Here is an 8,319-nt window from a genome sequence, read left to right on the forward strand (position 1 = left end):
CGATTCTGCAGGTGTGGCTCAAACTGATCTCCAGAACACCTCGTCAACCGAAGAAGCACGGTCTTGAAATGGAAGACGCCCTATGGTGGACAGACTGGGTGATCGCAGCGTCATTCGCGCTGGTCGGCTCGCTGATTGCCGCGGCCAGGGCGGAAGACAAAGACGTGCCGGTTCCTCAGGTGGTGGTGGCGGCGCTGGCGCTTTTTGTCGGATTCAGCGTCATGCCGTTCGGGCTGCGCATGGTGGCCTACACTCAAAATGCGAAAATCAAGAATTGGTGGTGGGTCGGGGCTGCCAACGGCGTCGCGAGCCTGATCCTGCTCAGTGCGGTGGCGGCCGGGGTGAAGGTCTATGGCTGATCACAAACAGGACAACGAGCCCGTGAACCACGACGCACAGATCTATCGACCGCGTGTCGCGATCGGACTCCTCGTCGCGACCGCCGCTGTATCGGTTGTCGCGGTCGTCGTCAATTTGGGCGAGGACGCTCTGTCAGCCATCGCCGCGACCGTGGGCGTGGCTTCAGCGCTGACACTGATCGCGTTCGCATCACGGAGCGGCAAGGACTAGCGGCTCGCCGGCTGCAGAGCGCACGCGTCCTCGTAGCGCCGCAGCACGAGATCCTCCACAGCCGGGTCCGCGCACAGCGGCGGCGTCACCACATCCGCGCCGGCCCGGTGCAGCGACCGGTAGAACAACCCCTCAGCCAGCAGGTAAGCCGCGACAGCGACCCGCCGCGCCCCCTGCTCCCGCAGCCCCGCCACCACATCGGCCACCCGCAGCTCAGCCCCCGACGCGTAAGCCACCTGCGCCCCCAGCCGCGCCGCGACGCCGGCGATGTCGGCCCGCCACGCCGGATCACTCGACCCCGCGGCCGCCAGCACGACGGCGTCCGCCGACGCCCCCGCGATCCCGCGTTCCAGGCTGCGCACCAGCAGCGGGTCCGGCCCGAGCGGGGCGGTGGCCACAGCGTCGTTGGCGGCGACCGCCTCGGCGATGTCCACCCGGACGTGATAGCCGGCCGAGAGCAGGAGCGGCACCACCACCGCCCGCAGGCCCTGGATCGCGTCACCGACCCGGGGCTGCTGCACGTCCACATAGGCCAGCCGCACGTCCAGGTCGGGACGCCGGCCCGCGATGCGGTCCACCAGGTCGCGGATCTGCGCCTGGCCGGCCGCTGAGCGCGTACCGTGCGCAACCGCGAGCAGGACCGGCCGCCGGTCCTTCGCCGGGGCGGTCATCCGGCCTGCTCGTCGACGCGCAGCCGGTAGCCGCGTTTGATGATGGTCTCGATGTGCCCGGCCGGGCCCAGGGCCGTCCGCAGCCGGGCGATCGCCACGTCGACGGCGTGGCCGTCGGTGCCCCGGGGCAGGGCGGCGGCGAGGCGGTCCTTCGAGACCACGGCACCGGGCCGGCCGGCCAGGGCGGTGAGGATGGCCATCGCCGCCGGGGGCAGGGCCTGCAGGCGGCCGTCGATGAGGACGGCGTGACCGCGGATCTCCAGGACCGTTCCGGCGACGCCGAGCCGGACGGCCCGGCGGGGCAGTTCGTCGGTGACGACCTTGACCAGGGCACCCAGCCGCGAGCGGTGCGGGGTGACCACGGGTACGTCCTGCTCGACCAGGGACGCGGCGGTGACCGGTCCGACGCAGGCGGCCATCGTGGCGCCGCGGAAGCGGTCGAGCACCTCATCCGCGTTGTCGCCGGCGATCTCCAGCAGGGCCTGCACGGCGGGGGCGCTGGTGAACGTCACGGCGTCGACCTGGCCGGCGGCGAGCTGGGCGACCAGACGCCGTACCGGGGCCAGGTCCGGCGGCAGCGTCCACCGGTAGACCGGGATCTCCACGACCGCGGCACCGGCGGCCCGCAGGGCGCCGGTGAACTCGGCCTGCGGGCCGCCGTGCAGTTGCACGGCGATGCGCCGGCCGGCGATGCCCTGCTCCAGCAGCCGCTCGAGGATCTCCTCCGACGACTCCGACACGGCCGACCAGTCCTCGGTGAGGTCGGCGGCCCGGATCGCGCCGCACGGTTTGGCACCGCGTGCGATGAGCCGGGCCCGGCTCAGTGCGGCCCGCAGCGTGTCGCCCATCCCCCAGCCCTCGGCCGCCTCCAGCCAGCCCCGGAAACCGATGCCGGTGGTGGCCACGACGATGTCGGGGGCCAGGCCCACGCAGGCCTCGGTGGCGGCGTGCAGCGCCTGGTCGTCGCCGAGCGGCACGATCGTGATCGCCGGCGCCACCAGCACCTTGGCGCCACGCCGCTCGAACAGGGCGGACAGTTCCTCGCGGCGCCGCTCGGCGGTCACGGCGATGGTGAAGCCGGCCAGCGGGGCGGCGGGGGTGGCGGGCCCGCCGACGCCCGCGGGCGTCACCGGCCCGGTCGAGTCGGCCATGGCAGCAGGCTCTCCACCAGCCATTACCTCCCGGGGTAGGACGTGTTACGACGGTGAAAACCATGACTCACTTCGCCGATCTTGGCGCCGTGAGAGCCGGTCCTGGCGCCGTGAGACTCGTCTCAGCCGTTCGGGGTCGGATGTTCGCCCATGATTGCCGACCGCCCGGCCAAGGGGCGCGTCGCCGGTGTCCGCGGGGACGTTCGACGGGAGTAGTCGCCCGAACCTCGTGGATGTGAGTGCTGTGAGACGTACCTTCGCCCTGCTGGCCCTGGCCGGTCTCGGTGGCGCGGCCCTGCTGGTCCTGCCGAACGCGTCGGCCTCGGCCGTGCCGGACACCACCCCGGCCCTGGTCGCCACCGGCGCCGACGCGATGCGCCTGGTCTGGCGGGGGGCCGAGCCGCGCCGGCTCAACGAGCAGGTCTCGACGCTCGGACGCTGGGGCGAGGCGAGCGCGTTCACCGGCGCCCGGCCGCTGGACGACACCAGCGGCGTCGGGCTGGGCGCGGACCCCGCTTCCGGCCAGGTGCTGGCCGCGGCGGTCGCCGACGAGCAGGTCTGGGTGCGTACCGGAACGGGGGGTACCTGGTCCGGCCTCGGCGGCTCCGCCACCGGCGCGCCGGCCGTCGCCGGTCTCGGCGGCGGCGCGTTCGCGGTCGTGGTCCGCGACGACGAGGGTACGGTCCGGGTCCGTCACCTGCACGGCGGCAAATGGAGCGGCTGGACGTCGCTGGGGGGCCGGTTCAGCACCTCGCCGGCGGCGGTGGGCCGCTCGGGGAGCCTGGTGATCGCCGCGGCGGGCCGCGACCGCAAGGTCCGCACGACCGTGGTCACCGGCGGCCGGCCCGCGGGCTGGCGCAACACCGGCATCATCTCCACCGCCACGCCCGGCCTGGCCGCCGAGCCCGGCTCCGGCAAGCTGCACCTGATCACCCGCAACCGGGACCTGACCCCCGCGGCCCGGGTCTCGGTCAACGGCGCCCGCACCTGGGGCCGGGCCACCCGCCTCGACGCCCGGCTGGGCTCGGGGATCGCCGCCGCCTCCGGCGCGTCCGGCGCGGTGGACATCGCCGCCCTGGGCCTCGACGGACGCGCGGTGCAGAGCAGCCTGCGCGCCGGCCGGTGGAGCGACTTCCGCCTGGTCGCGGCGAGCAGCACCACCGTACTGCCGGAAGCCGCGCTCACCGCGGTGACCGGCGACCCGGCCGGCCGGCAGACGCTGCGCTTCGCCGCCGGCGCGCGGCTGCCGAAAACCGGCGAGATCCTCGCGGCGGGCAGCACCCCGGTCACCCCGAACGGCCTGCTGGTCAAGGTGGTGGCGGTCGACGGCCGGACGGTCGAGGCCGGACCGGCGACGCTCACCGAGGCGATCGCCGAGGCCACGATCGACGAGACGTTCGCCCTCGGGACCGGTGACATCAGCGCCCGCTCGGCCGGCGGCCCGGTGGTCCAGCCGATCCGACGTACGGTGTCCTGCACCAACGCCGCGAAGGCGGAGATCACCGGGTCGATCAGCATCACGCCGAGCTTCGACTTCGACGCGTCGTGGAGCCCGCGCGGGGTCTCCGCCGTGTCCTTCACCGGGACGCTGACCGAGGACGCGCAGCTCAAGGCCACGATCAGCGGCAGCGCGGCCTGCTCGCTCAAGGAGACGCCGCTGCTGGCGAAGCCGATCCGGTTCCAGCCGATCACCTTCTCGGCCGGGCCGGTGCCGGTGGTGATCACCCCGGAACTCCAGCTCTACCTGGACGCCACCGGCTCGGTGCAGGCCGCGCTGGAGACCTCGGCCGGGCAGACCGCGGCGGTCAAGGCGGGCCTGGCCTACCGCGACGGTACGGTCCACCCGGTCGCCGACTTCAGCACCAGATTCACGTACCAGCCGCCGACGGTCAGCCGGAACGCGACCGCGCAGGCCGGGGTGGCCCCGAGGTTCAGCTTCCTGATCTACGGCGTGGCCGGGCCGCAGCTGAGCGCCCGCGCGTACGTCCGCCTCGACGCGACACCACAGTGGACGCTCAAAGCGGGCTTGACCGCGGGGGCCCAATTGGTCGTCCCCCAGCTGGGCGTCGCCCAGGGCAAGGACGACATCATCCGGTACGAGAAGACGCTCGCCACCGCCGGCAGCCCCACCACCGGGTCAAGGACGACCATCTCGGCCGGCCGGACCACCGCGAAGGTGGGTGACCAGGTCACCATCACCGGCAAGGTGCTCAACGGCGACGGCAGCCCCGTGCGCGACGGCTTCCTCTCCGTCGCCTGGCACTCCCCGAGCCGTACCGGCAAGGGCAAGGTGACGGACCTGCGGACGGCCGCGGACGGCTCGTTCAGCCTGACCGTGACCGTGGACGAGAAGGGCCGGCACTCGTTCACGGCGACGTTCCCGGGCTCGGCCGACGCCGACAACGGCTCCGAGGCCTCGGTGGCGGTGACCGTCGGCTGACCCGTTCGGGGGCGGCCCGGCGTGCACCGGGCCGTCCCCGCGCCTGGCAGGATGCGACGGCATGGATGTGGTGCTGATCCTGCGCTACCGCAAGGCGGTCACGTACGGGTTCCACGTGCTGCTCGGCGCCCTCGAGGAGCACCGGACGGGGACCTCGTACGAGGTCCGCTTCGCCGAATCGGCCGAGGCCACCGCGGCCGAGATCCGGGCAGCGGCCGGCTCGCGGGTCCTGGTGCTCTGGTCGTTCTACTCCCCCGACGCGGCCGCGCTGGCCGAGGAACTGGCGGAGATCCGGGCGCTGGCCGACGGCCCGCACGTCACCCACGTGGCGGGCGGGGTGCACGCCACCGCCGAGCCGGTGCAGACCCTCGACGCCGGCTGGGACGTGGCGGCGGTCGGCGAGGGCGAGGTCACGCTGCTGCGCCTGGTCGACGCCGGCGGCGACCCGGCGGGCGTGCCGGGCCTGGTCTACCGCGACGCCGAGGGCACGGTGGTGAAGACCGGGAGGGCGGCGCGGACCGGCTCCATGGACGAGTTCCGCGGCTTCTCGCTGCGCTGGAACCGCTTCAACGCCCTGGAGATCACCCGCGGCTGCGTCTACGCCTGCCGGTTCTGCCAGACCCCGTTCATGTTCTCGGCCAAGTTCCGGCACCGCAGTGTCGCCAACGTGCGCTGGCACGTCGACCGGATGTACGAACGCGGCCTGCGCGACGTCCGCTTCATCACCCCGACCGCGCTGTCGTACGGCGCCCAGACCGACGAGCCGGACCTGGCCGCGGTCGAGGAGTTGCTGGCGACGTGCCGCGAAGGCATCGGGCCGCGGGGCCGGGTGTTCTTCGGCTCCTTCCCGAGCGAGATCCGCCCGGAGCATGTGAGCCGCGAGGCACTGCGGCTGGTCCGGCGCTACTGCGACAACACCAACATCATCGTCGGCGCCCAGTCCGGCTCGGACCGGGTGCTGGCAGCGGCGAAACGCGGCCACGGCGTCGAAGAGGTGCGCCGCGCGGTCCGGCTCGGGCTCGAGGAAGGCTTCAAGATCAATGTAGACATGATCTTCGGCATGCCCGGCGAGGACCGCGCCGACGTGGACGCGTCGCTGGGACTGGCCCGGGAACTGGCCGATCTGGGCGCCCGCATCCACGCCCACACGTTCATGCCGCTGCCGGGCACGCCGTGGCGCGACGCGCCCGCCGGGGATGTCGACCCGGAGACGATCCGGGAGGTGGACCGCCTTTCGCAGCGCGGGGCACTGTACGGGCATTGGCAGCGGCAGCGGGACCACGCGAGCCGGCTCGCGGCGGCGGCCGAGGCGTACCCGCGGCCCGGGCGCAGCCGCACGATCCTGCCGGTGCTGCCCGACCAGGCCTGATCCGGGGGCCGGGTCAGGTTGCGGTCAGCAGGCGGCCGACCGCGTCCGAGGCCTTCAGGGCCGAGCCGGTCAGGATGACCACGGTCGTCTCCCCCGGGCGCAGGCTGCCGCGCCGCACGAACTCGCGGATCGCCGGGACCACGATGGAGCTGGTCGGCTCCGCGTACAGGCCGCGGCGGGCCAGCTCGAACGTCGCCGGGCCGATCGCCGCCTCGGGCACGGCCGCCAGGTCACCCTCCGACTCGCGGATCGCCGCCAGGACCTCGCGGTCGCGGACCGGGACCGCTATCGCCGTACCCTCGGCGACCGTCGGGCTCCACCGCCCGGGCGACACCGCCGCGGCCCCGCCCGCGAAAGCGGCAACCAGCGGGCTGCAATGCTCCGGCTGCGCGACCAGCAGCCGGGGCCGGCGCCGGATCGCGCCGGACCGCACCAGCTCACCGAAGCCGAGATGGAAACCCAGGACCAGACTGCCCGCGCCGGCCGGCAGGACGACCGCGTCGGGCGCCCGGAAGCCCAGGTCCTCCCAGATCTCGTACGCGAGGAGCTTCGTGCCCTGCAGGAAGAAGGGGTGCCAGTTGTGGCTGGCGTAGAACGTCGAGGCCGAACGGCGCACAGCCTCGTCAGCGGTGGCCTGCCGGCTGCCGGGCACCAGTTCCACCGACGCCCCGTGCACCCGGCTCTGCTGGATCTTCGCCGGTGAGGTCGACTCGGGCGCGAGGATGGTGGCCCGGATGCCGGCCGCCGCCGCGTACGCGGCCACCGAGGAACCGCCGTTGCCGCTGCTGTCCTCCAGCATCTCGGTGACGCCCTGCGTGGCCAGGGCCGACATCATCACGGTGGTGCCGCGGTCCTTGAAACTGGCGGTCGGGTTGAACCACTCCGGCTTGACCGACAACGGCACCCCGTCGACGTCGAACGGCAGCAGCGGCGTGAGCCCCTCGCCGAGGGTGATCCGCCGGCCGAGCGACTGCGGCAGCGCGGCCGCGTAACGCCACTGCGACCGTACCGTGGTGTCCACGTCGTCCCGGGTGATGCCGGGCAGCGGCTCGACCAGCAGCGGCGATCCGTCGTCGCCGCGCCAGCGCGGCTCGTCCAGCGGGTAGCGGCGCCCGGCCCGGTCCACAAGCATGGACCGATCTTGCCAGAGCCGGCGATTTTTTCTCGAAAGGACTTGGCACTCCCCCGGGCACAGTGCTAAAAAAATATCTGTCGCTGCTGCTCATCGCGGTGATGGACCACCTCGATGCGCGCCGCGACCTCGGCAGATCCGATCTGAGCCGAGCGCCACGCGCCCGCCGGGCAGGCCGGCGGGCCACGTCGAGGAGGTGGATCCCGTGGTGCTGACTTTCGATCCTTTCCGCGAGTTCGACCGGCTGGCCGGGCAGATGTTCGGCGGAGCCGCGGGCAGCACGGCAACCCTGGCGATGCCGATGGACCTGTACCGCTCGGGTGACCACTTCGTCCTGCACTGCGACCTGGCCGGCATCGACCCCGGCTCCGTCCAGGTGGACGTCGACAACCGGGTCCTGACGATCCGCGCCGAACGAAGCGCCCGCACCGACGCCGACGTCCAATGGGTCCGCCGCGAACGCGCAACCGGCACCTTCGAACGCCGGCTCACCCTCGGCGACGGTCTCGACCTCGACAAGATCGCCGCAACCTGGCAGGACGGCGTCCTGACCCTGACCATCCCGGTGGCCGAGGCCGCCAAGCCCCGCCGCATCGAGATCACCACCGGCACGCCCGCCGTGACCAGCGAGACGGCGCCGCAGCAGGCGATCACGAGCTCCTGACCGCACTCCTCCCGAACGCCCGGCGGACGGTTTCGCCCGCCGGGCATCAAGCTGGGGCGGGGCCGGGCGGGCGGCGTGCCCGCCGGGAAGCGAGCTGTGGATGGGCCAGGGCTCCGAGCTGTGGAGGCGGGGTCGCGGATGGTGCATCCGGCAGCGGAGTCCGAGGGTGGACGGGTCAGCGGGCGATGCGTTTGCGGGGGCGGCGGGCGGTGCGCCCGTAGCGGCTCGGAACCGCCACGCGCGAGACTCCGGCCGGCGGGCGGTGCGCCCGCCGGGAAAGGTCCGACCGCGGGAGGTCGAGCGGGCGATACGCCCGACGCGG

The 8,319-nt window shown here is 73.4% G+C and carries 8 protein-coding genes; 5 read left to right on the plus strand and 3 right to left on the minus strand.

Annotation, left to right across the window (positions count from 1 at the left end; genetic code table 11):
- The first annotated feature begins 11 nt into the window (after window positions 1-11).
- Window positions 12-359 carry a hypothetical protein gene (locus AB0C12_RS01365; protein WP_360542896.1) on the plus strand — a complete coding sequence of 116 codons (348 nt, stop codon included), beginning with the start codon at window positions 12-14 and terminating at the stop codon, window positions 357-359.
- The gene (locus tag AB0C12_RS01370; RefSeq protein ID WP_360542898.1) at window positions 352-570 is read left to right on the plus strand and encodes a hypothetical protein; all 219 of its coding nucleotides are present in this window, start codon (window positions 352-354) and stop codon (window positions 568-570) included. Before AB0C12_RS01365 ends, AB0C12_RS01370 begins: the two co-directional genes overlap by 8 nt.
- On the opposite strand, the gene AB0C12_RS01375 is transcribed toward AB0C12_RS01370, so the two are convergent.
- On the minus strand, window positions 567-1,241 hold the full coding sequence (locus AB0C12_RS01375) for a CbiX/SirB N-terminal domain-containing protein (RefSeq protein ID WP_360542900.1): 675 nt from the start codon (window positions 1,239-1,241) through the stop codon (window positions 567-569). The genes AB0C12_RS01370 and AB0C12_RS01375 overlap by 4 nt on opposite strands.
- Complete coding sequence (locus tag AB0C12_RS01380; protein ID WP_360542902.1) at window positions 1,238-2,392, minus strand: uroporphyrinogen-III synthase; 1,155 nt, start codon at window positions 2,390-2,392, stop codon at window positions 1,238-1,240. The genes AB0C12_RS01375 and AB0C12_RS01380 overlap by 4 nt, the downstream gene beginning before the upstream one ends.
- 244 nt (window positions 2,393-2,636) lie before the next feature.
- Here AB0C12_RS01380 and AB0C12_RS01385 point away from each other — a divergent pair, with 244 nt between their 5' ends.
- Together AB0C12_RS01385 and AB0C12_RS01390 are read left to right on the plus strand one after the other, a co-directional pair.
- Window positions 2,637-4,832 (plus strand): hypothetical protein, encoded by a 2,196-nt coding sequence (locus AB0C12_RS01385; protein WP_360542904.1) that lies wholly within the window; start codon window positions 2,637-2,639, stop codon window positions 4,830-4,832.
- Window positions 4,833-4,893: 61 nt separating this feature from the next.
- Window positions 4,894-6,201: a TIGR04013 family B12-binding domain/radical SAM domain-containing protein gene (locus AB0C12_RS01390; RefSeq protein WP_360542906.1), complete on the plus strand. Its 1,308-nt coding sequence runs from the start codon at window positions 4,894-4,896 to the stop codon at window positions 6,199-6,201.
- Window positions 6,202-6,214: 13 nt separating this feature from the next.
- Here AB0C12_RS01390 and AB0C12_RS01395 read toward each other — a convergent pair whose 3' ends face one another.
- Window positions 6,215-7,333, minus strand: coding sequence for a pyridoxal-phosphate dependent enzyme (locus AB0C12_RS01395; RefSeq protein WP_360542908.1), 1,119 nt, complete (start codon window positions 7,331-7,333; stop codon window positions 6,215-6,217).
- Window positions 7,334-7,538: 205 nt separating this feature from the next.
- Here AB0C12_RS01395 and AB0C12_RS01400 point away from each other — a divergent pair, with 205 nt between their 5' ends.
- The gene (locus tag AB0C12_RS01400; RefSeq protein ID WP_360542910.1) at window positions 7,539-7,997 is read left to right on the plus strand and encodes an Hsp20/alpha crystallin family protein; all 459 of its coding nucleotides are present in this window, start codon (window positions 7,539-7,541) and stop codon (window positions 7,995-7,997) included.
- Window positions 7,998-8,319: the final 322 nt, after the last annotated feature.

This window comes from Actinoplanes sp. NPDC048967, assembly GCF_040649415.1.
GTDB lineage: Bacteria > Actinomycetota > Actinomycetes > Mycobacteriales > Micromonosporaceae > Actinoplanes.